Below are 23138 nucleotides of genomic sequence, written 5' to 3'. Positions count from 1 at the left end.
GCGGAGGCGCCGCCAGCAGGAAAATCGGCGTCGCAACGCCCTCCCTCAGATGCGCGGGCGGGGAATAGCTTCGCCTTCACGCTGCACGATGTGTGACCTGAAACAAGACATCCTTGCCTTCTCAGGCGGCTCTCCCCTGCTTGACGGGGATCTCAGGCGGAGGCGCTGCTGTACGCCTGTGTGGCGCTTCCCCGTGCAGCTGCGGCCTCGAGGAAGGGCCATCGGAGACGTTCACGCGGCGCGAAATCGAATGCCGGCGCTGGTCGGCTGTCGTCAGGAGCAGCGACGAGCTCGCGATCATTCTCGACCTGTCGTCGCATACCGAGGCGGGTTATTTGAAGAGTGCGATGCGCGCAAGCAGCTCGGTCAATCGCATGCAGGCGGTCGCCAGGGCACACTTCGGTACCGGCTGCTCTAAACCCGTCGCGATCTTTACAGATTCGCGTGGCATGGGCCATTGTTTTGCGTGACGTGCTTTCGGGCTGGCGGGCTTTACGAAAAACCGAAAGCGCGCCGCCTCAAACATGAGTCATACGACGCGCTTCCAGATTTTTGGTTTTCTATGTCCTTATCCCGGAATGGCTGCAGCCTTCCGGCCGACAAGTTATCAGAAGCCTTTTCCGCCGGTGAGTTCCGACACGACGGTTCCGGCAATGATTCGGACGTCCATCCAGATCGAAAAATTGGCGACATAATAAAGATCGCTGGCGATACGGGCTCGCGCCTTGGCCGGACGATCGGTCGGGCCGCGCAGGCCACGCATCTGGGCAAGGCCCGTCATGCCCGGACGCATCGCGTGGCGCTGGTGATATTCCGGCACAAGCTCTTCGTAGAGCATGCCGCCAGCGCGCATGCCGATCGCGTGGCAACGCGGGCCGACGACCGACATGTCGCCCATCAGCACATTCAGCAACTGCGGCAACTCGTCGACATTCGTGCGACGCAGAATGGCGCCGACGCGGGTGACGCGCGGGTCGTTTCTCACCGTCTGCGCCACGCCGGAGACGTCGCAGAGGTCGGTGCGCATGGAGCGGAACTTGTAAACCTTGATGGTTTTGCAGTTCTTACCCCAGCGCGTCTGCTTGAAGAGTACCGGCCCTGGGCTGTCGAGCTTGATCAGCAGGGCGACGAAAAGCAGGAAGGGGGCGAGGACGAGGAGGGCGCTCAACGACGAAACAATGTCGAACGCCCGCTTCAGGACGAGATCCATCCACGGCGCCTGAGGCGCATCGCTATGGATAACAGGTGTCTGGATCTTCAGGGCCGGCTGCTGGCGGCGGCTTGGCCGAAAAGACTCTGTCGAGATGGTGTTGTTTAGTTCCGTGATGCTCAAGGATCGTACTCTGTTGTCTTCGAGGGGCGCGGCGGCAATAGGCGATCAATGGTTGACCCTGTCACCAGGGCTGCACTCAGGTGTTGGTAACCCTACTAAAACGGAAAAATGCGACAATTGTGTAATGCTGTCCAGAGAAATATCGCATTGCAATAAATCTTTCGCAATTGCGATAAGTTGAGGCAAGCTCATGATATTTCGTTAATAATTGGAATTTCGTCAAGGTTTTTAGGCCTTTGGCGAGAGCTTCCGGGGGGCGGTCGGTGTGTTGTTTGGACACGCGACCGACCGTCGGCAGCCAGTAATTTTAACGAATTCCGACGCGAAATTTTTTTGGCGAGTATCCTCGACCGTCCTCAAACTGTGTCGGAATATGACAAAATCAAGGCCGAATCGGCGGTGTCCAAGCCGAGTGAAGTATGGCCGGGGCCAGGCAGAATCACCTGAGCCGGTTCGGCGTTGCGAATCACGTTCGGACTCCTGCCTGCATGGCGTGCCGCTCGATCGCGGGCAGGACGATACCGGCCAATCAAGAGAAGGGCGGCGGCCGTAGAACCTTCCAATAGTGTGGGGGACCGCTTATTGCGGTCTCTTCGAAAATCCTGCGGGTGATCAAGCCGGTTCGAGGACGCGTTTCCTGCCGCCCCAGGAGATGAAGTTCGGATTGGCGAAATCGAAATCCGCCGCCGTTCCTGTCTTGCCATAGGTCAGCGGCGCTCCGTCGAGCGTCACCGTCGAGCCACCGGCGGCGCGCAGCACCGCGTCGCCGGCGGCTGTGTCCCATTCCATCGTGCGCGTGAAACGGGGATAGACGTCGGCCTTGCCTTCCGCCAGCAGGCAGAATTTCAGCGAGGAGCCGATATTGGTGCATTTGGAGATCGCGTGGTGAGCAAGGAAGTTGCCGGTCTCCGGGCTGTTGTGGCGAAGGCTTGCGAGCGCAAGCCTGTCGTCCGGCTGTTCGCGCACGGTGATGGCTGTGCGCAGGCCGACCGTGAAATCTTCGGTGACGACCAGTCTTTCAGCGTGTCCGCCTTCTCCGGAGAAGGCGAGTCCGAGCGCCGGGGCATAAACGATGCCGGCCACGGGGGCACCGTTTTCGATATAAGCGATGTTAACGGTGAATTCCTGCCGTCCCTCGACGAATTCACGGGTGCCGTCGAGGGGATCGACGAGAAAGAAGCCCCGGCCGCTGATGTCGGGCACTTTTCCGGCGGCGACCGATTCTTCCGCCACGACGGGTATGTCGGGATAATCCCTGGCGAGGTGGGCGAGGATGATGCGTTCGGCCTCCTCGTCGGCGACCGTGACCGGACTTGCATCCGCCTTCATGGCGACGGGGAAGCCTTCGCGTAAGACCGTAATGATGGCCTTACCGGCTTCCAGGGCCGCCCTTTCAAATGTCCTCAGCATCGTCCTTTTGCCGTTCGCCATGCGGCGCGCACCCGCTGTCGCCCGTCCGCAAACCATCCCTGTCACCCGATACGGGATATGGTGTTTCCCGTCGCGTTCCGCATCCCCGACAACGCAGAACCACGATACTACCATAAGTCTTCAGTCATGTCAGACGAAGATGAGGTATTGCGCGTGGAATCGCGTTCGCTAAAGCGAGCAAATCCAGGTTTGAATTTGCTCCATCTTCCAATTCTGTGGAATGGCTTACGCGCGAAACGCGCCAAAAATCGAAAACGTTATTCCTGGATAATTAACCCCGCGGCGGTTTCTGACCAAAAACAGGCCGCGCCCTGCCGATTTTCTGTGGATTCTGGTTCAAAATGCGTCATTTAGCCCTGTTTCGACAAGAATCTGCCGGAATAAATCCTTTTTGTCTTCACATTTCCAGCGAAACCGCTATGCATCGGCTTATGAGGTTGCCTGAAACGGGGAACCAAAGAACCAAAAAGAGATGCAGCACGTTCCGCTCGCATCCAGGGGAAAACGACATATGGAGTATTTCGTCCAGCAGCTCTTCAATGGGCTGACGCTCGGATCCATCTATGGCCTTGTGGCTATCGGCTATACGATGGTTTATGGCATTATCGGCATGATCAACTTCGCCCATGGCGACATCTTCATGCTCGGTGGTTTCGCCGCTCTTATCGTCTTTCTCGTTCTCACATCCATCTTCGCAGGCCTCCCGGTGGCAATTTTGCTGTTGGCGATGCTTGTCGTAGCGATGCTGATGACGAGCTTGTGGAATTGGACGATCGAGCGTGTCGCATACCGTCCGCTGCGCGGTTCTTTCCGCCTTGCGCCACTGATTACCGCAATCGGCATGTCGATTGTTTTGTCCAACTTCATCCAGGTGACTCAGGGACCGCGCAACAAGCCGATCCCGCCCATGGTGAGCTCGGTCTACCAGTTCGGCAATATTTCGGTGTCGCTGAAGCAGATCATCATCATCCTGATCACCGCGGTGCTGCTCACCGTCTTCTGGTACATCGTCAACCATACGGCACTCGGCCGGGCCCAGCGCGCGACGGAGCAGGACCGCAAGATGGCGGCGCTGCTCGGCGTCAATGTCGATCAGACGATCTCGATCACTTTCGTCATGGGGGCCGCGCTGGCTGCAGTCGCCGGCACCATGTATCTGATGTATTATGGCGTTGCTTCGTTCGCTGACGGCTTTACGCCGGGTGTGAAGGCGTTTACCGCAGCCGTTCTCGGCGGCATCGGCTCATTGCCGGGCGCCGTGCTCGGCGGGCTGATGATCGGCCTGATCGAATCGCTGTGGTCGGCCTATTTCACCATCGCGTACAAGGATGTGGCGACCTTCGCCATCCTCGCTTTCGTGCTGATCTTCAAGCCGACGGGTATTCTCGGGCGGCCGGAAGTCGAGAAGGTATAACGTCATGGCAAACATCGAGAATTCTGCAGGCAAGTCCGATGCCGGACTTGTCCGCAAGGGTCTTATCGAAGCCCTTTTCGCCGCCGTTCTGTCGCTCGGGATGTTTGTTCTCTACGTCGGCCTGAAGACCGATCAGAACATCAACAACGAGCTGATCATCGTCCAGCGCTGGGGTCTGCTCGCGATCTTCGTCGCGATCGCCGCGATCGGCCGTTTCGCCATGGTCGTGTTCGTCAAGCCGAATATCGACCGCCGCAAGCTCCGCAAGGCGCGGGAAGGCGATCTCGACATCTCGACCGAGAAGAATTTCTTCCATCGGCATTTCCTGAAGATCGCGCTGATCGCTTTGATGCTGTATCCTGTGGTGATCGTTGCGCTTGTGGGCGCTCAGGGCTCGCTGAAGTGGGTCGACAATTTCGGTATCCAGATCCTCATCTACGTGATGCTCGCCTGGGGCCTGAACATCGTCGTCGGGCTCGCCGGCCTGCTCGACCTCGGTTATGTCGCTTTCTACGCGGTGGGCGCCTATTCCTATGCGCTGCTGTCGAGCTACTTCGGCCTGTCCTTCTGGGTGCTGTTGCCGCTTTCCGGTATCTTGGCCGCACTCTGGGGTGTCATCCTCGGCTTCCCGGTGCTGCGCCTGCGCGGCGATTACCTCGCCATCGTGACGCTTGCCTTCGGTGAAATCATTCGCCTCGTCCTCATCAACTGGACGGACGTCACCAAAGGAACCTTCGGCATATCGAGCATACCGAAGGCGACGCTCTTCGGTATTCCCTTCGATGCAACGGCCGGCGGCTTTGCCAAGCTCTTCCACCTGCCGATGTCCTCGGCCTATTACAAGATCTTCCTGTTCTATCTCATTCTGGCGCTCTGCATGCTGACCGCTTACGTCACCATCCGGCTGCGCCGCATGCCGATAGGCCGTGCCTGGGAAGCCTTGCGCGAGGACGAAATCGCCTGCCGATCGCTCGGCATCAATACGGTGACGACCAAACTGACAGCATTCGCGACGGGTGCGATGTTCGGGGGGTTCGCGGGCTCCTTCTTCGCAGCACGGCAGGGCTTCGTTTCACCGGAATCCTTCGTTTTCCTGGAGTCGGCCGTCATTCTCGCCATCGTCGTTCTTGGCGGCATGGGCTCGCTGACCGGTATAGCGATTGCTGCGATCGTCATGGTCGGCGGCACCGAGGCGCTTCGCGAAATGGATTTCCTGAAACAGGTCTTCGGACCCGACTTTACGCCGGAACTTTATCGCATGCTGCTTTTTGGCCTCGCCATGGTCGTCGTCATGCTGTTCAAGCCGCGCGGTTTCGTCGGTTCGCGTGAACCGACCGCCTTCCTCAAGGTGCGCAAGGCAGTATCCGGAAGCTTTACCAAGGAGGGCCACGGTTGATGAGCCCCGTTACCAATGCAATGTCGAGCGACACGCTTCTCAAGGTCGAGCACCTGTCGATGAAGTTCGGCGGCCTGATGGCCATCAACGACTTCTCGTTCGAGGCCAAGCGCGGCGATATCACCGCGCTGATCGGTCCGAACGGCGCCGGCAAGACCACCGTCTTCAACTGCATCACCGGTTTCTATAAGCCGACGATGGGGATGATCACGCTCAACCAGAGTAGCGGCAAGCAGTACCTCCTGGAGCGTCTGCCGGACTTTCGCATCACTAAGGAAGCCAAGGTGGCCCGCACCTTCCAGAACATCCGGCTGTTCTCCGGCCTGACGGTTCTCGAAAACCTGCTCGTCGCCCAACACAACAAGCTGATGCAGGCATCGGGCTACACCATCCTCGGCCTCATCGGCATCGGTCCTTACAAGCGGGAGGCTGCCGGTGCGGTCGAGCTCGCCCGTCATTGGCTTGAAAAGGCCGAGTTGATCGACCGTGCCGATGATCCGGCTGGGGATCTCCCTTACGGCGCCCAGCGGCGTCTCGAGATCGCGCGTGCCATGTGCACCGGTCCGGAACTGCTTTGCCTGGATGAACCGGCCGCCGGCCTCAACCCGCGGGAATCGGCAAAGCTCAATGAGCTCCTGCAGAGCATTCGCGCCGAAACCGGAACCTCGATCCTGCTCATCGAGCACGACATGTCGGTGGTCATGGAAATCTCCGACCACGTCGTCGTTCTCGAATATGGCCAGAAGATTTCCGATGGCACGCCCGACCATGTGAAACACGATCCGAAGGTCATCGCGGCCTATCTCGGCGTCGAGGATGAAGAAGTGGAAGAGGTGATCGCAACCGTCGAGCAGCTCGAAGGAGGCGCAAACTGATGGGCGATGCAGTAATGACGGGCCAACCGCTCCTTCAGGTGAATGGCGTCGAAACCTATTATGGCAATATCCGCGCGCTGGCCGGCATTGATGTCCAGGTCAACAAGGGCGAGATCGTCAGCCTGATCGGCGCCAACGGCGCCGGCAAATCGACGCTGATGATGACGATCTGCGGCAGCCCCCAGGCCCGCACCGGTTCTGTCGTCTTCGAGGGCCGCGAGATCACCCGTATGCCCACCCACGAAATCGCACGATTGCGCATTGCGCAGTCGCCGGAGGGGCGTCGCATCTTCCCGCGCATGACGGTCATGGAAAACCTCCAGATGGGCGCGGGTCTCGACAATCTCAAATATTTCGCCGAGGACGTTGAGAAGATCTTCACGCTCTTCCCGCGCCTGAAGGAACGCCATGCCCAGCGCGGCGGCACGCTCTCGGGCGGCGAGCAGCAGATGCTGTCGATCGGCCGCGCGCTGATGGCGCGCCCGAAACTGCTGCTGCTCGACGAACCTTCGCTCGGCCTGGCGCCGCTGATCGTCAAGGGGATTTTTGAAGCGATCCGGAAGCTCAACGAGCAGGAAGGCCTTACCGTATTCCTCGTCGAGCAGAACGCATTCGCTGCCTTGAGGCTTTCGCATCGTGCTTATGTGATGGTGAACGGCAAGGTGACGATGAGCGGCTCCGGCAAGGAACTGCTCGCCAACCCCGAGGTTCGCGCCGCCTATCTCGAAGGCGGAAGACACTAATCGAAGGAGGAGTTTGATATGCAGGGACTTTTCTTCGAAAGTGACGACGGTGTTCGAGTCGTCATTCGCGCTCTCGTCGTGCTGATCGGCTTCTGGACGGCGTGGCGGGCCGGGAAGGCGGTTGCGGACGGCTGGAATAATTATCCGCTCGCCGTGATCTACACCTTCCTCCTGGCCTGGGCGATGCAGTTTCTGCACCATGCCCTGTTCAATGGGCCGATGCTCAGCGCCTTCTATTACACCATCGATTTCGTGACGCTGCTGGTCTTCTCGACTGCCGGCTTCCGCTTTCGCCGTACCAATCAGATGGTCAACAACTATTACTGGCTGTACGAAAAAACTTCCGCGTTTTCGTGGAAGGACAAACATTGACAGTCCGTTGAAACTAGGCATGAATTGCCTTCAGAGTGGAACAGCTTTCCTGGCGCAGTCAATGGTGGGTAATGCGCCGGGCCTTGGACCGGAACCCGCCCAAAAATTGGGAGTAACAATATGAAGAAGTCTCTTCTGTCGGCGGTGGCTCTGACGGCGATGGTCGCCTTCAGCGGCAACGCTTGGGCCGACGTCCTCATCGCTGTCGCTGGTCCGCTGACCGGCCCGAATGCCGCTTTCGGCGCTCAGCTTCAGAAGGGTGCCGAGCAGGCAGCTGCCGACATCAACGCTGCCGGCGGCATCAACGGCGAGCAGATCAAGATCGAGCTCGGCGACGACGTCTCCGACCCGAAGCAGGGTATCTCGGTCGCCAACAAATTCGTTGCCGACGGCGTCAAGTTCGTCATCGGCCATTTCAACTCGGGCGTATCCATCCCGGCTTCGGAAGTTTACGCCGAAAACGGCATTCTCGAAATCACCCCGGCCGCTACTAACCCGAAGTTCACCGAGCGTGGCCTCTGGAACACCTTCCGCACCTGCGGCCGTGACGACCAGCAGGGCGCTATTGCCGGCAAATATCTTGCCGACCACTTCAAGGACGCCAAGATCGCTGTCGTTCATGACAAGACCCCCTACGGTCAGGGCCTTGCCGACGAAACCAAAAAGGCCATGAATGCCGCTGGTGTCACGGAAGCCATGTACGAAGGCATCAACGTTGGCGACAAGGACTTCTCGGCCCTCATCGCCAAGATGAAGGAAGCCGGCGTCTCGATCATCTATTGGGGCGGTCTGCACACCGAAGCCGGTCTCATCATCCGTCAGGCCGCTGACCAGGGCCTGAAGGCAACGCTGGTTTCCGGCGATGGTATCGTTTCGAACGAACTGGCCTCGATCGCTGGCGACGCCGTTGCCGGTACGCTGAACACATTCGGTCCTGACCCGACGCTGAACCCGGCGAACAAGGAACTCGTCGAAAAGTTCAAGGCTGCCGGTTTCAACCCCGAAGCCTACACGCTCTACTCCTACGCTGCGATGCAGGCGATCGCCGGCGCTGCCAAGGCTGCCGGTTCGCTCGATCCTGAAGCCGTTGCAGCGGCCATGAAGGAAAAGGGTCCGTTCCCGACCGTTCTCGGCGACATCTCGTTCGACGAAAAGGGCGACCCCAAGATTCCTGGCTACATCATGTACGAATGGAAGAAGGGCGCGGACGGCAAGTACACCTACGTGCCGCAGGGCATGTAAGCTTTACTTCCTCTCTATGAATATGATCATCGAAGCCCGGTTCCAGCCGGGCTTCTTTTTTGCGGCGCTTGATCCACGGCGCGGTCAGGCGGTGAAGCGGCGCTGATTTCGGCGCTGGCCTGAACGGATGGAGAAGGTGACTGTTGCCGCTTGTCGGTGGTACTGCGGAGGAAATGTGATCCGCGGAAGGCCTTCGCTATCCATCACATCTCATGCAGCACATGCGTAGCCTTCACGGCGGCCGATGCACGGTTCTCGACGCCGAGCTTCACATAGATCTGCTCGAGGTGCTTGTTCACGGTGCGCGCCGACAAACCCAGTATCTCCCCGATATCGCGATTGGGCTTGCCCTTTGCAATCCAAAGCAGCACTTCGGATTCGCGCTGGGTGAGCGAGAATCGCTGGCGCAGCACCTCGTCGTCGCTTCGCTGGCTGGCGGCGGTGAGGCGGAAGAGATATTCGTCCGGCCCAATCGCGCCGAGGAAGGCGAGCTGGAGCGCGGTCTGGCCGGCATGGGTGACCGAGATGATGCCTTCGCGTACCGCTGCCACGCGGTCGCGCATCCAGCCGGCGATATGGCGGACGACGATCTCCATGCCGTCGTCGCTGCCCATGGCGGCATTGACGAGCCGCGTCGCCTGCGGCGTCGACCAATGGATCGCACCGTCCCCTTTGACCGCCAGCAGGTGACGACCGGCGGCATCCAGCGCAACCCGGGCACTCTGGGTCGAGCGGGCATTGCGCAGGTGAACGCGGATGCGGGCGCGCAGTTCGTCGATGTTGATCGGCTTGGTGAGGTAATCGACGCCGCCGGATTCCAGCGCATGCACGACGTGCTCGGTTTCCGTCAGCCCGGTCATGAAGATGACCGGCACCTGAGCGACGGCGGCGTTCGCCTTCAGCCTGCGGCAGGTCTCGAAGCCATCCATCGCAGGCATGACGGCGTCGAGCAGGATGAGGTCGGGCGTGATCCGCTCCACGATGCCAAGTGCTGCCGTGCCTGAGGTGGCGATCAGCACGGAGAAGCCGGATTGTTCGAGCGCATCGGTCAGGAAGCCGAGCGCCTCCGGCGAGTCGTCGACGAGCAGAACGATATCGCGAGGGAGGGCCGGCTCAGCCAATGGGTTCCACCTTTTCTTCGAAGTCGTGCAGGAATGTCATGAAGCCGGCCAGATCGAAGGCTGCCACATAGGGTCGAAGGGCCTCCGTGAATGGCCGATTTGCCTCCAGCTTGGCAAGGTCCGAAAGCTTGGCTTCGATGCCCCTGATGTAACCGATCTCGCCGAGCCGCAGCAACTCCTGCACATGGGCCGCACCCGGGCTCAGCATCGGCGCTTCGGTCTTTGCAGGAGGGATGGGAGCGTCGTCGGCGTAGACCCAGTTCAGGCCGAGATGCAGGGCGAGCTTGTCGCGCAACTGGCGGATGTCGACGGGCTTGCCAATCGCGTCGTTGTGGCTGTCGTCGCTCTCGCTTAAGACCGTCGCATCGCCGATGTTGGCCGAGAGCATCAGTACCGGCGCCGTCTGGCCGGCCTCACGCAGGCGCGAGACGAGCTGCCAGCCACTCATGCCGGGCATCAGAATATCGACGAGGAAAAGATCGGGCATGATGCCGTCGATCAGCGTCAGGCATTCGGCGCCGCCTGCCGCCGTCAGCACGATGAAATCGAGCGGCGCCAGGATCTCACGCATCATGTCGCGGTGATCTTCATTGTCGTCAACGACGACGATCGTGCGGCGCGGACCGTCGTAACCAACGATGCGCTTTTCCTGCGGCGGGGCGGCGGCGCGCATGACGGCGGACAGCATCAGCCGCACACGGAAGGTCGAGCCTTCGTCCTTGACGCTCGAAACCGCAATCTCGCCGCCGAGCGTATTGGTCAGAAGCCGGGTGATGGTGAGGCCGAGACCGAGGCCCGGCATCGGCCGCACGCTGTCGGCTTCGCCGCGCTGGAAAGGCTCGTAGATGCGCGTGAGGTCCTTTTCGGCGATGCCGCGGCCAGTGTCGGTGACGGTGAAGGTCGCGACCTGGCTGCGATAGCCGACATCGAAGGTGACGCTGCCTTCGTCGGTGAATTTGATGGCGTTGGAGAGCAGGTTGACAAGGATCTGGCGCAGGCGCTTCTCATCCGTGCGGACGAATTGCGGCAGGGCCGGTGAGCGATCGTGGATGAAGGCTAGCCCCTTGGCCTGCGCCTGCGGCCGGAACATTTCAACGATCTGGTCGAGGAAATCCTGGATGTTGATCTCGTTGGAATAGACCTGCAGGCGGCCGGCCTCTATCTTGGAGATATCGAGCAGGCCGTCGATCAGGCCGGAGAGATGTTCGGCGCTGCGACGGATGACCTTGATCGAGGGTTGGCGTGGCGCCGGGATCGTCTCGTCGCGTTCGAGGATCTGGGCGTAGCCGAGCACGGCATTCAAAGGTGTGCGCAGCTCGTGGCTGAGGCCGACGACATAGCGGCTCTTGGCCCGGTTGGCGGCCTCCGCCGTCTCCTTGGCATTCTGCAGCGCGGCGTCGGTCTTCTTGTGAGCGGCGATTTCCTTGAGCAGCAGCGTGTTCTGACGTGAGGATTCCTCCTCTGCGACGACGCGGCTGTCATGGGCAAGCACATAGAACCAGCAGACCACGCCTGAAATCACCGAGAATACGAAGAAGACGATGAGGATGGTGCGGTTGACCACCTCTGCCGTCTCGGGAGAGGCGGAGGCGACCTGATGGGCGATCATTGCCAGGATCGCGCCGATGGCGGTCAGCGCCAGCGCGACCGCGATGCCGTAGCGGCCGAGGCGCGTCGTCAGCTTGCCAAGAATGCTTTCCGGCAGCAGCGTTTTGGCGACGGTGCCGACCTGTGCGTTGAAACGGGCGGCCGGCTTGCACATGTCGTGGCAGCGACTGTCGAGCGAGCAGCAAAGCGAGCAGATCGGTGCGGCATAGGCCGGGCACCAGGCCATGTCTTCTGGCTCGAACGGATGCTCGCAGACAGAGCAGGTGATGCTCGTCAAATTCTTCCAGCTCTGGCGCGGCTTGCGGGCGAGATAGAATTTGCCCCTCGTCGCCCAGGCAAGCGCCGGTGTGGCGATCAGTGCGATGACGAGGGTGATATAGGGAGCGAGCGACGCGGCTATTTCGCCGAAAGCGCCGAAATGGGCGATCAGCGATATCGTCGCCGACAGCGTCATGGCGCCGAGGCCGACCGGGTTGATGTCGTAGAGATGGGCGCGCTTGAACTCGATGCCGGGAGGGGCGAGCCCCAGCGGCTTGTTGATGAAGAGATCGGCAGAGATCGTGCAGAGCCAGGCCATGGCGATGATCGAGAAGATGCCGAGCGTCTCCTCCAGCAGCCGATAGATGCCGAGTTCCATCAAGAGCAGAGCGATCGCAACGTTGAAGACCAGCCAGATGACGCGGCCGGGATGGCTGTGGGTCAGCCGGGAGAAGAAGTTCGACCAGGCGAGCGAGCCGGCATAGGCGTTCATTACGTTGATCTTGAGCTGCGAGACGACGACGAAGGCGGCCATCAACAGCAGCGCGGCATCGTGCCAGGGAACCATGTAGCCGAAGGCCGTGAGATACATCTGCGCCGGATCGGCGGCGCGGTCGAGGGGCACTCCCGAGGTGAAGGTCAGCACGACGAGGAACGAACCGGCAAGCAGTTTCGGTGCGCCGATGATGACCCAGCCGGGACCGGCGAGAAAGACGGCGAGGCGGTGGTGCCACTTGCGCTGCGGGACCGGCGGAAGGAAGCGCAGGAAATCGGCTTGTTCGCCAATCTGCGACATCAGCGCCAGAATGACGGCGGAGGCCGCACCGAATTCAACCAGATCAAATTCGGCCACGGTACCCGGCGGGCCGGAGGCGTGGCGGATGCCAGCGAAGGCTCGCCAGAGATCGAACTTTTCCCAGTCCATGAAGGCGATGAAGATGAAGGGCAGGATGTTCAGCACGATCCAGAATGGCTGGGTCATCAGCTGGAACTTGCTGATCAGACGCACGCCGTGCGTCACCAACGGGATGACCATGACAGCGCTGATGATGTAGCCGATCCAAAGCGGAATGCCGAGGGTAAGCTCCAGCGCGCCGGACATGATCGAGGCCTCGATCGCAAACAGCATGAAGGTGAAGCTCGCATAGATCAGCGAAGTTATCGTCGAGCCGATGTAGCCGAAGCCGGCGCCGCGCGTCAGAAGATCGATGTCGACGCCGTGACGGACGGCATATCGGCTGATCGGCAGGCCGATCGCCAGCATGGCGATCGAGGCGACAATGATGGCGTAGAAAGCGTTGGTGGTGCCGTAGGAGAGGGTGATCGCCCCGCCGATCGCCTCAAGCGCTAGGAAGGAGATCGCGCCGATCGCCGTCTGCGAAATGCGCTCAGAGGAAAAATGGCGGGCGCTCTTCGCGGTGAAGCGCAGCGCATAATCTTCGAGCGTCTGGTTGGCGACCCAGCGATTATACTCGCGTCTCACCGGAATGATGCGTTGGCGCGCTGTCATGCCCTCTTTCCGGCACTCTCGTTGGGCTCATCGTTCCACGGCAGTTTTGGCGGGATGGACGGGAAAGGCAAGGGGTGAGCACTGGCGGATTTGCAGAACAGTCATATTTTTGAGACGGCTCTGTCACATATCCGCTCTAACCCTCCCGCGTTTCGTTCAACCACTCGGGTATACTCATGTCCGTTTCAAAACTTTGCCGCCTGGGCACCGCTCTCGTCAGCTTTCTTTCGGTCGTGCCTTCGCTTGCCGCCGCAGAGCAGGCCACGACCGCGAAAGCGCCCTATGCCGAGACCGGAAATACCAACAAGCGCGGTGACGCCTGCTTCTCGACGGTCGACACCAACGCCGCCGTCCATCTTCTCTCCGGCTTTCTCGAAGTATGGACACCGCGAACGCCCTTCGTCGATGCCGGCGTAGAAGCTCCGGCCAAGGACAGTTGCCCCGCTGTCGCCAAGACGGATTGGGATGGCATCCCTTTCAGCAAGACCGACGGCCAAATCGTCAACAAGCTCGTTCATGATGCGAATATCGGCTATGTTATCAAAGTGACGAAGGCGCGGACGGCCGAGCAGGCGGTCGCTGCCTATCTCGACGACCGGCGCGGCAAGAATGCCAGCATCGTCGACGGCCTCGGTCCGCTGAAGGATGCCTGGAAGGCCGGTTCCAAGCAGACCACCACCATCACCGAAGTCGCGGCCGATGCGACGACCGTCAAATATGACGACAAGGGCAACAATCGCGGCGCCGGCAGCAAACCGGACACGGAAAACAAGACCGATGCCAATCCGGACATGGGCCTTGCCATCGACTTCATCAACGCCGCAAGCGGTGACGGCTCGACGGAGCCCGCCAAGCGCTATTTCAAATATGCGCGTCCCTATCGCTGGAGCCAGGACGTCTCTGTCGTCCCGACCCTCGAGCCTGCCAAGAGCAGCAAGCCGGTCGAGGACGGCGGTTTCCCGAGCGGCCATACGGCGGAAGCCTGGCGAGATGCGCTCGCGATGGCCTATCTCGTGCCGCAGCGCTTTCAGGAAATGATCACGCGGGCCAGCGAACTCGGCGAAGACCGCATCCTCGGCGGCATGCATTCGCCCCTTGATGTGATGGGCGGCCGCATGCTCGGCACCGCTACCGTTGTCTATAATCTGAACAAGGCCGACAATGCAGCGTTGAAGAGCGATGGCTACGCCCAGGCGCAGGCATGGCTGATCGCCAAGTCGGGCGTTGCGGATGCGGGTGCGCTCGAAGTCGCGGCCCATGCGGCGCGGCTCTCCGCAGACCGTTTCGCCGATCATGACGCCAATCGTGCCTATGTGCTGCAGCGCCTGAGCTACGGCATGCCCACGATCCATGCAATCGATCAGCCGGCTCGGGTGCCCCAGGGCGCAGAAGTGCTTCTAGAGACCCGTTTGCCCTATCTCGACGGCGAACAGCGCCGCGAGGTGCTAATGACGACGGAAATCGCCTCGGGTTATCCGCTGCTCGACGACGCGGAAGGTTACGGCCGCCTCAACCTGTTTGCCGCAGCCGACGGCTACGGTGCATTCGAGCAGGATGTGATCGTGACGATGGATGCGGCCAAGGGTGGCTTTAATGCGATCGATACCTGGCGCAATGACATCCGCGGCAAGGGCAAGCTGGTGAAGCGCGGCAGCGGCATCCTTGGCCTTTCCGGCGCCAACAGCTATGCTGGCGGCACCGTGCTGGAAGAGGGCGTGCTGGTCACCCGCTCGCCTTCGGCTCTCGGCGCCGGCGGGCTGATGGTCAATGGCGGGTCGCTCGTCGTGGCGGCCGACAAGCCTTTGACCGTCGGCGGCGACTATCAGCAACTCGCTAGCGCCACGGCGAAGCCGACGCTCGCTGCTGACGGGGCAGGCACGCTCGTCGTTGCAGGCAAGGCGATGCTTGCCGGCGATCTCGACGTGACGCTCGCCCATGGCTTCGCGCCGGCGCCTGGAACGAAAATCGAGATCCTGAAGGCTGCTGCCGTGACCGGCACTTTCGGCAAGTTCACCATCTCCGGCCACACGGCGACCCTCTCCTACGGCCCGACCTCGGTCACCCTGACAATTGGCGGCTAATTCCATAGCGAACCGGAAGGGCATCCCTGCTGCAGGGGATACCCATCTTGCTTAAACTGCCCGTTTGCCCCCTGCGCCTACGTCATTTTGCGTATGTGTTTTCGCGCTGCAGCACCCGATAGTCCCCTCGGCAACAGTTGATTTCCGTTTTTCCGGCCTGTTGCGGAACAAAGAGAGGGGAGTTCAATCAGATGAATCTCAGAACCACTATTACGGGTGCTGCGCTCGGCGCCGTCATGGCGGCGTCCGCTGCCTTCAGCGGTGCGGTTGCCGCCGACGACACGATCAAGGTCGGCGTGCTACATTCGCTGTCTGGCACGATGGCGATTTCCGAAACCACGCTGAAAGACGCCATGCTGATGCTCATCGACGAGCAGAACAAGAAGGGCGGCCTTCTCGGCAAGAAGCTCGAAGCGGTCGTCGTCGATCCGGCGTCCGATTGGCCGCTCTTTGCGGAAAAGGCACGCGAACTGATCGAAAAGGACAAGGTCGCCGCCGTGTTCGGCTGCTGGACCTCGTCCTCGCGCAAATCCGTCTTGCCCGTCTTCGAAGAGCTGAACTCGCTGCTCTTCTATCCCGTGCAGTACGAGGGTGAAGAATCCTCGCGCAACATCTTCTACACGGGTGCCGCCCCGAACCAGCAGGCGATCCCGGCAGTCGACTACCTGATGAACACCGAAGGCGTGAAGCGCTTCGTGCTCGAAGGCACCGACTACGTCTATCCGCGTACGACCAACAAGATCCTGGCAGCCTATCTCGAATCCAAGGGCATTCCGAAGGAAGACATTCTCGTCAACTACACGCCGTTCGGTTTCTCGGACTGGCAGACCGAGGTCGCCAAGATCAAGGAATTCGGTTCGGCCGGCAAGAAGACCGCCGTTGTCTCCACCATCAACGGCGATGCCAACGTGCCCTTCTACAAGGAACTCGGCAACCAGGGCATCAAGGCAACCGACATTCCGGTCGTCGCCTTCTCGGTCGGCGAAGAAGAGTTGGCCGGTCTCGACACCAAGCCGCTCGTCGGCCATCTCGCCGCCTGGAACTACTTCGAGTCGGTGGAAAGCCCCGCCAACAAGAAGTTCATCAAGGAATGGCATGCCTTCACCAAGAACGACAAGCGCGTGACCAACGACCCGATGGAAGCCGCCTATATCGGCTTCAACGCCTGGGTGAAGGCCGTTCAGGCTGCTGGCACAACCGACACGGATGCCGTTCTCGACACCATCATCGGCGTCACCGTTCCGAACCTCTCCGGCGGTTATGCCACCGTCATGCCGAACCACCACATCACCAAGCCGGTGCTGATCGGTGAAATCCAGGCCGACGGCCAGTTCGAAATCGTCCAGCAGACCCCCGCCGTCGTCGGCGACGAATGGTCCGACTACCTGCCCGACTCCAAGGACCTGATCTCCGATTGGCGCAAGCCTCTCTCCTGCGGCAACTTCAACGTTGCCACAGGCAAGTGCGGCGGCAAGGGCTCCTGAGGATATCCCAACCGTTGAAAGCCTGAAGACTTCCGTCCGGAGCTGATCCGGGCGGAAGCTCCGTCCTTACCGCTGCGCCGCAAGGCCGACGACAATCAAGGCGAGAGAGCCGATGTTTCGCGCCATCAAGATCTTTCTTCTGACATTTTGCCTGATGTTTTCGGGCCTGACGCTTTCGATGACCGGCCTTCGCGCCGAGGGCGATGTGCATGCACTCGTCGATGCGCTCGGCGTCGGCGGCTTTCCCGAGCGCGATGCGGCGATACGGGCACTCGCCGCTTCCGGCGACCCGCATGTCAGCAAGATCCTGAAGCAGCTGAGCGACGGCCAGCTCTACGTCAATTCGGAGGGCGGTCCCGTTCTCGTTCAGGGCGGCACGGAGGATGAGCCCACCTATTCCGATCCGATCACCGGCGAGGCGGTCGCCGATGTTGACCCCGACATGATGTCGAAGGTCAAGATCAACAATGCGCTGCGCACCACGATCACGACGATGATGAGCCAGCTGACGCTTCTGAGCCCGGATCGCTCCGCGCGGCTCGCGGCGGCTGAGGGCATGCTCAAGGATGCCGATCCCGCCAATCTCGATCTCCTGAACTCGGCTCTGTCGGCCGAAAAGGACGGCGAGATCAAAAGCACGATGGAAGCGGCGCGCGCCGTGATGATGCTGAAGAGCGATGCCGGCATCGAGGACAAGAAGGCGGCAATCGACATGATCGCTGCCCGTGGCGGCCGCGATGCGCTGACGATCCTGACGACGGCGATGGCGAATGCGCCGGACGATCTGAAGCCTGCGATTCAGACGGAGATCAATTCGATCAACCGCGACCTGGCGCTGTGGGACGTCGTCCAGAACGTCTGGTACGGCCTGTCGCTCGGTTCGGTGCTGCTCTTGGCCGCGATCGGCCTTGCCATCACTTTCGGCGTCATGGGCGTCATAAACATGGCGCATGGCGAGATGGTGATGATCGGCGCCTATACGACCTATGTCGTGCAGGAAACGATCGCCTCGGCCTTTCCCTCGCTTGCCGATTATTCGCTGGCCTTCGCGGTACCGGCGGCCTTCCTCTTCACCGGTCTGGTCGGTCTCGTCATCGAACGTTCGGTGATTCGCTATCTCTACGGCCGGCCGCTGGAAACCCTGCTCGCCACGTGGGGCGTGTCGCTGATCCTGCAGCAGGCGATCCGCAGCTATTTCGGCCCGACCAATCGTGAGGTTCGCAATCCGAGCTGGATGTCCGGCGCCTTCGATTTCGGCGGGCTCGTCATCACCTGGAACCGGCTCTGGATCATCGTCTTCTCGCTGGTCGTGTTTTTGACGCTGTTGATGCTGCTCAAGCGTTCCGCCTTCGGCCTGCAGATGCGGGCAGTGACGCAGAACCGGCGGATGGCCTCCTCGATGGGCATCCGCACCGGCTGGGTCGACGCCTTCACCTTTGCGCTCGGCTCCGGCATTGCCGGCATGGCGGGCGTGGCGCTCTCGCAGATCGACAACGTCTCGCCCAACCTCGGCCAGAACTACATCATCGACAGCTTCATGGTCGTCGTCTTCGGCGGCGTCGGCAATCTCTGGGGCACGCTGGTCGGCGCGCTGTCGCTCGGCGTCGTCAACAAGTTCCTCGAGCCCTTCGCCGGCGCCGTGCTCGGCAAGATCCTGGTGCTCGTCCTCATCATTCTCTTCATCCAGAAGCGTCCGCGCGGGCTCTTCGCACTCAAAGGAAGGGCGGTGGAAGCATGATAACGGCCTTCCTTCTCCGGTCTCTCGATCGCAGGATCTCAATTGCCGTCGCCCTGCTGCTGGCGGCCGCCATCCTCGTGCCGGTGCTGAACCTTGCCACCGGCCCGACCCATCCGCTGCACGTTCCGACCTATATCATGGCGCTGTTCGGCAAGTATCTGACTTATGCGCTTCTGGCGCTGGCGCTCGATCTCGTCTGGGGTTTCTGCGGCATCCTCTCGCTCGGCCACGGCGCCTTTTTCGCGCTCGGCGGTTATGCGATGGGCATGTATCTGATGCGCCAGATCGGCTCGCGCGGCGTCTACGGCGATCCGATCCTGCCCGATTTCATGGTATTCCTGAACTGGAAGGAACTGCCCTGGTTCTGGCACGGCTTCGATCAGTTCTGGTTCGCGGCGCTGATGGTGCTTCTCGTGCCTGGCCTGCTCGCCTTCATCTTCGGCTGGTTCGCCTTCCGCTCGCGGGTCAACGGCGTCTACCTCTCGATCATCACCCAGGCGATGACCTATGCGCTGCTGCTTGCGTTTTTCCGCAACGACATGGGGTTCGGCGGCAATAACGGCATGACCGATTTCAAGGACATCCTCGGTTTCAACATCCAGGCGGACGGCACGCGCGCCAGCCTCTTTGCCGCGACCGCAATCTTCCTGGCACTGTCGCTCACGATTGCCTCGGCGATCGTGCGCTCGAAGTTCGGCAAGGTGCTGGTTGGCGTGCGCGATGCCGAAAGCCGCACGCGCTTCCTCGGCTACCGCGTTGAGCATTTCAAGCTCTTCACCTTCGTCGTTTCGGCGATGATGGCGGGCATTGCCGGCGCTCTCTACGTGCCGCAGGTTGGCATCATCAATCCTGGCGAATTTGCGCCTGCAAACTCTATCGAAGTCGTCATCTGGACGGCGGTCGGCGGGCGGGGAACGCTGATCGGGCCGATCATCGGCGCGATCCTCGTCAATGGCGGCAAGACGATCTTCACCGGCCTGTTCCCGGAGATCTGGCTGTTTGCGCTGGGTGGCCTCTTCGTTGCCGTCACGCTGTTCCTGCCGAAGGGCGTCGTCGGCACGATCTCGCATTATCTCGGCGGGCGGAAAGCCGTTACCAAAGCTGCGCCGCCGCCTGCGCAGGAAGACGGCATCGAGCCGAAAATCCAGGCAGCGGAGTGAGTGCCATGATTCCCGACGTCAAACCCAACAGCGTCCTCTATCTCAGCGGCGTCTCCGTTTCCTTTGACGGCTTCAAGGCGCTGAATTCGCTCTCGATCGTCATCGAGCCGGGCGAGCTTCGCGCCATCATCGGCCCGAACGGCGCCGGCAAGACGACGATGATGGATATCATCACCGGCAAGACCAGGCCCGACGAAGGCGAGGTTTTCTTCAACGGCACCGTCGATCTCACCAAGAAGGATGAGGCCGACATCGCTCAGCTCGGCATCGGCCGCAAGTTCCAGAAGCCCACGGTCTTCGAAAGCCATACGGTGTGGGACAATCTGGAACTGGCGCTGAACCGCCGACGCTCAGTCTTTTCGACCCTGTTCTACCGTCTTTCAGGCGAGGACAGGGCGCGCATAGACGAGATTATGGAAACAGTACGACTGACGCACCGGCGCGACGAATTGGCCGCCAACCTTTCGCACGGACAGAAGCAATGGCTGGAGATCGGAATGCTCTTGGCGCAAGAGCCGAAGCTGCTCCTCGTCGACGAGCCGGTGGCCGGCATGACGGATGCGGAGACGGCGGAAACGGCGATCCTGCTCAAGGATATCGCCAAGACCCGGTCGGTCGTCGTCGTCGAGCACGACATGGGCTTCATCCGCGACCTTGGTGTCAAGGTGACGTGCCTCGCGGAAGGCTCGGTGCTGGCGGAAGGATCGATCGACTTCGTCAGTTCGGATCCGAAGGTGATCGAGAACTATCTAGGAAGGTGAGGAATGCAACTTCCAGGCTTGAACCTGACAGAGGAAGACGTTCTAAAACGAGCGGGGTCTATTGTGGGGTTTCATCATGGCTTTTCTCGGTATTCTGGTCGCGGCGCTCAGCGGCGCGGTCATCTGGTATTGGCGTTTTAAAATGGTGCGCGAGGCGGGAAACGAGATCATCGATTCCGTCGAGCGCATGCGGGGCGCTTATAAGCGCAGAAAGTTTCGCAAGCAGGCCGAGGTCGCGCCGCTGGCCTCGATTGCCGATCCGGCGATTGCGGCGGTGGCCTTCTTCTTCTGTCTGGCCAAGGAGAAGCCGATCTATGTCGACGCGGCGAAGAATGTCGTGCGCAACCGCATGAAAGGCATCATCCGGCCGGGCGACATGGAAGAGGTGCTGGTTTTCGGCGAATGGGCGTCCAAGAACGTCACCAGTCCCGAAGATCCGATCCGCCGATTCCGGGACCTCTGGATAAAGGCGCTCGACATGCAGGAGCGCCAGCAGCTGATCGGTATTGCCGAGGACGTGGCCGCGGTCGGCGGCGAGGCAACGAAAGAACAGGACTACGCCCTGCAGACGCTGAGGCGCAGTCTGATGAACTGATGGGGAACGGGTGAACGGATGCTGACAGTCGAAAACGCAAATCTGCACTATGGCGCGGCGCAGGCGCTACGCGGCATCTCCATCAAGGCGGAGATGGGCAAGATCACCTGCGTGCTGGGGCGTAACGGCGTGGGGAAGAGTTCTCTTCTGCGCGCCGTTACCGGCCAGCATCCGCTGTCGGCCGGCACCGTCACCTTCAACGATACCAGGCTCAACGGCCTGCCGCCCTTTGCCCGCGCCAAGCAAGGCATCGGCTATGTGCCGCAGGGGCGCGAAATCTTTCCGCTGCTCACAGTCAAGGAAAATCTCGAAACCGGTTTCGCTCCGCTTGGCCGGCGCGACCGCAACATTCCCGACGACATCTTCAGTCTCTTCCCGGTGCTGAAGTCGATGCTGTCGCGGCGTGGCGGCGATCTTTCCGGCGGGCAACAGCAGCAGCTGGCGATCGGACGGGCCATGGTGACGCGGCCGAGAATCCTCGTGCTCGACGAGCCGACCGAAGGCATCCAGCCGTCGATCATCAAGGATATCGGCCGGGCGATCCGCTATCTCCGTGATTCCACCGGCATGGCGATCCTGCTCGTTGAGCAATATCTCGATTTCTGCCGCGAGCTTGCCGACTACGTCTACATCATGGATCGCGGCGAGATCGTGCATGAAGGGCTTGCCGAGGCGCTGGATACGCCGGAGGCCCGTCGCCATCTGACCGTCTGAGGGGCAGATGCCGCATTTTGCGGCAGGGGTGTGCGGGCGCTTCGTCATTCTCCCGAGCGCGTCGCCGATATCTCGCGGACGGCATGGGAATTGCTTGGTTTCCGTGATCGGCGCGGTCGAATGGAAAGCCGATCGCGTGACCGAAAGGAACGATATGACCATTGCGGCGGCCATCACGAGACCGCAAAGAGCGGAAGGACGCGGGCGTCTGGCGGCAAGGCTGCTTGACCGGCGCACGCGCATCCACGAACTCTATCAGGAGGGCGCGGCGAAGATCCGCCTGCCCGATACGTTCGATGCCTCGATGGAAGCCGTCATCATCAATACCGCTGGCGGGCTGACCGGCGGCGACCGGATGGACTGGAGTTTCGTTGCCGGCGCCGGCACGCGCATCGACGTCACGACCCAGGCCTGCGAGAAGATCTACAAGGCATCGGCGGGCACCGCAGAGGTGACGACCCGAATCGACGTCGGAGCGGGCGCGCGCGTCGACTGGCTGCCGCAGGAAACGATCCTCTTCGACCGTGCTTCACTTTTTCGCCGGCTCGATGTCGATCTCGACGAGAGCGCCGAATTTCTGGCCGTCGAAGCCGTGCTGCTCGGCCGCAAGGCGATGGGCGAGGCGGTGGAGACCGGGCTTTTCCGCGACCGTTGGCGTATCCGCCGCTCGGGCCGGCTGATCCATGCCGAGGAGCTCAGGCTTTCCGAGGGCATCGCGGCAATCGCCGCGCGCCAGGCCGTGCTCGGCGGGCAGGTTGCCTTTGCGACGTTGCTTTATGCCGGTCCGCTGGCGGAAGCTTATCTTGGCAAGGTGCGGCCGCTCGTCGAAGGAACGATGGGCGGCGCGAGCGCCTGGAGCGACAAGCTCGTCGTTCGCCTTGCGGCATCAGACGGCTTCACGCTGAGAAAAATACTGATCCCAGTCATTTCCGTCTTGCGCAATGGTGCGTCCGTGCCGAAAGTCTGGAATTTATGAAGCGAAGCATGATGGGCAAGCAATGAACCTCACTCCGAGAGAAAAAGACAAGCTGCTGATATCGATGGCGGCGATGGTGGCGCGGCGGCGGCTTGAGCGCGGCGTCAAGCTGAACTATCCCGAGGCGATCGCGCTGATCAGCGATTTCGTCGTCGAAGGCGCCCGCGACGGCCGTCCGGTCGCCGAGCTGATGGAGGCCGGCGCCCACGTGATCGGCCGCGGCCAGGTGATGGAAGGCGTTGCCGAGATGATCCACGACGTGCAGGTGGAGGCGACCTTCCCGGATGGCACCAAGCTCGTCACCGTGCATGAACCGATCAGGTGAG

General features: G+C 61.0%; 19 protein-coding genes. 15 read left to right on the top strand and 4 right to left on the bottom strand.

Annotated features, from left to right (window positions below; genetic code table 11):
- Positions 1 to 607: 607 nt before the first annotated feature.
- Together J0663_RS04370 and cysQ are read right to left on the bottom strand one after the other, a co-directional pair.
- Positions 608 to 1333, bottom strand: coding sequence for a sugar transferase (locus tag J0663_RS04370; RefSeq protein WP_207243226.1), 726 nt, complete (start codon positions 1331 to 1333; stop codon positions 608 to 610).
- A 612-nt stretch (positions 1334 to 1945) separates the two neighbouring features.
- Positions 1946 to 2743, bottom strand: a complete 798-nt coding sequence (gene cysQ / locus J0663_RS04365) for a 3'(2'),5'-bisphosphate nucleotidase CysQ (RefSeq protein ID WP_207244428.1) — start codon at positions 2741 to 2743, stop codon at positions 1946 to 1948.
- A 532-nt stretch (positions 2744 to 3275) separates the two neighbouring features.
- Between cysQ and J0663_RS04360 the strand changes: the two genes are divergently transcribed.
- The 6 genes from J0663_RS04360 to J0663_RS04335 all read left to right on the top strand — a co-directional run bounded on the left by J0663_RS04360 (position 3276) and on the right by J0663_RS04335 (position 8806).
- Positions 3276 to 4178 carry a branched-chain amino acid ABC transporter permease gene (locus J0663_RS04360; RefSeq protein WP_064811172.1) on the top strand — a complete coding sequence of 301 codons (903 nt, stop codon included), beginning with the start codon at positions 3276 to 3278 and terminating at the stop codon, positions 4176 to 4178.
- A gap of 4 nt (positions 4179 to 4182) precedes the next feature.
- Positions 4183 to 5574, top strand: a complete 1392-nt coding sequence (gene livM / locus J0663_RS04355) for a high-affinity branched-chain amino acid ABC transporter permease LivM (RefSeq protein ID WP_207243225.1) — start codon at positions 4183 to 4185, stop codon at positions 5572 to 5574.
- Entirely contained in the window at positions 5574 to 6449 is an 876-nt protein-coding gene (locus tag J0663_RS04350) for an ABC transporter ATP-binding protein (protein ID WP_207243224.1), read from the top strand. Before livM ends, J0663_RS04350 begins: the two co-directional genes overlap by 1 nt.
- The gene (locus J0663_RS04345; protein WP_207243223.1) at positions 6449 to 7192 is read left to right on the top strand and encodes an ABC transporter ATP-binding protein; all 744 of its coding nucleotides are present in this window, start codon (positions 6449 to 6451) and stop codon (positions 7190 to 7192) included. The genes J0663_RS04350 and J0663_RS04345 overlap by 1 nt, the downstream gene beginning before the upstream one ends.
- Positions 7193 to 7210: 18 nt before the next feature.
- Positions 7211 to 7564, top strand: a complete 354-nt coding sequence (locus tag J0663_RS04340) for a DUF6867 family protein (protein WP_207243222.1) — start codon at positions 7211 to 7213, stop codon at positions 7562 to 7564.
- A 120-nt stretch (positions 7565 to 7684) separates the two neighbouring features.
- Complete coding sequence (locus tag J0663_RS04335; RefSeq protein ID WP_207243221.1) at positions 7685 to 8806, top strand: branched-chain amino acid ABC transporter substrate-binding protein; 1122 nt, start codon at positions 7685 to 7687, stop codon at positions 8804 to 8806.
- Positions 8807 to 9009: 203 nt separating this feature from the next.
- Here J0663_RS04335 and J0663_RS04330 read toward each other — a convergent pair whose 3' ends face one another.
- Positions 9010 to 9927: a response regulator transcription factor gene (locus J0663_RS04330; protein ID WP_207243220.1), complete on the bottom strand. Its 918-nt coding sequence runs from the start codon at positions 9925 to 9927 to the stop codon at positions 9010 to 9012.
- On the bottom strand, positions 9920 to 13303 hold the full coding sequence (locus J0663_RS04325) for a hybrid sensor histidine kinase/response regulator (RefSeq protein WP_207243219.1): 3384 nt from the start codon (positions 13301 to 13303) through the stop codon (positions 9920 to 9922). Before J0663_RS04325 ends, J0663_RS04330 begins: the two co-directional genes overlap by 8 nt.
- A gap of 176 nt (positions 13304 to 13479) precedes the next feature.
- Between J0663_RS04325 and J0663_RS04320 the strand changes: the two genes are divergently transcribed.
- The 9 genes from J0663_RS04320 (at position 13480) to J0663_RS04280 (ending at position 23137) form a co-directional block, all read left to right on the top strand.
- Complete coding sequence (locus J0663_RS04320; RefSeq protein ID WP_207243218.1) at positions 13480 to 15384, top strand: acid phosphatase; 1905 nt, start codon at positions 13480 to 13482, stop codon at positions 15382 to 15384.
- Between the two features lie 191 nt (positions 15385 to 15575).
- Positions 15576 to 16868 (top strand): urea ABC transporter substrate-binding protein, encoded by a 1293-nt coding sequence (gene urtA / locus J0663_RS04315; RefSeq protein WP_207243217.1) that lies wholly within the window; start codon positions 15576 to 15578, stop codon positions 16866 to 16868.
- Between the two features lie 112 nt (positions 16869 to 16980).
- Complete coding sequence (gene urtB, locus J0663_RS04310) at positions 16981 to 18606, top strand: urea ABC transporter permease subunit UrtB (protein WP_207243216.1); 1626 nt, start codon at positions 16981 to 16983, stop codon at positions 18604 to 18606.
- Positions 18603 to 19766, top strand: a complete 1164-nt coding sequence (gene urtC / locus J0663_RS04305) for an urea ABC transporter permease subunit UrtC (RefSeq protein ID WP_207243215.1) — start codon at positions 18603 to 18605, stop codon at positions 19764 to 19766. The genes urtB and urtC overlap by 4 nt, the downstream gene beginning before the upstream one ends.
- 5 nt (positions 19767 to 19771) lie before the next feature.
- Positions 19772 to 20527, top strand: coding sequence for an urea ABC transporter ATP-binding protein UrtD (gene urtD / locus J0663_RS04300; RefSeq protein ID WP_207243214.1), 756 nt, complete (start codon positions 19772 to 19774; stop codon positions 20525 to 20527).
- A gap of 76 nt (positions 20528 to 20603) precedes the next feature.
- Positions 20604 to 21122, top strand: coding sequence for a hypothetical protein (locus J0663_RS04295; protein WP_207243213.1), 519 nt, complete (start codon positions 20604 to 20606; stop codon positions 21120 to 21122).
- An 18-nt stretch (positions 21123 to 21140) separates the two neighbouring features.
- Complete coding sequence (urtE, locus tag J0663_RS04290; RefSeq protein WP_207243212.1) at positions 21141 to 21836, top strand: urea ABC transporter ATP-binding subunit UrtE; 696 nt, start codon at positions 21141 to 21143, stop codon at positions 21834 to 21836.
- A gap of 154 nt (positions 21837 to 21990) precedes the next feature.
- Positions 21991 to 22812: an urease accessory protein UreD gene (locus J0663_RS04285; protein ID WP_207244427.1), complete on the top strand. Its 822-nt coding sequence runs from the start codon at positions 21991 to 21993 to the stop codon at positions 22810 to 22812.
- Between the two features lie 22 nt (positions 22813 to 22834).
- Entirely contained in the window at positions 22835 to 23137 is a 303-nt protein-coding gene (locus tag J0663_RS04280) for an urease subunit gamma (RefSeq protein ID WP_025570360.1), read from the top strand.
- Position 23138 lies beyond the last annotated feature (1 nt).

Origin of the sequence: Rhizobium lentis (assembly GCF_017352135.1) — a bacterium.
Taxonomy (GTDB): domain Bacteria; phylum Pseudomonadota; class Alphaproteobacteria; order Rhizobiales; family Rhizobiaceae; genus Rhizobium; species Rhizobium lentis.
This window is presented reverse-complemented; position numbering and strand designations above follow the sequence as displayed.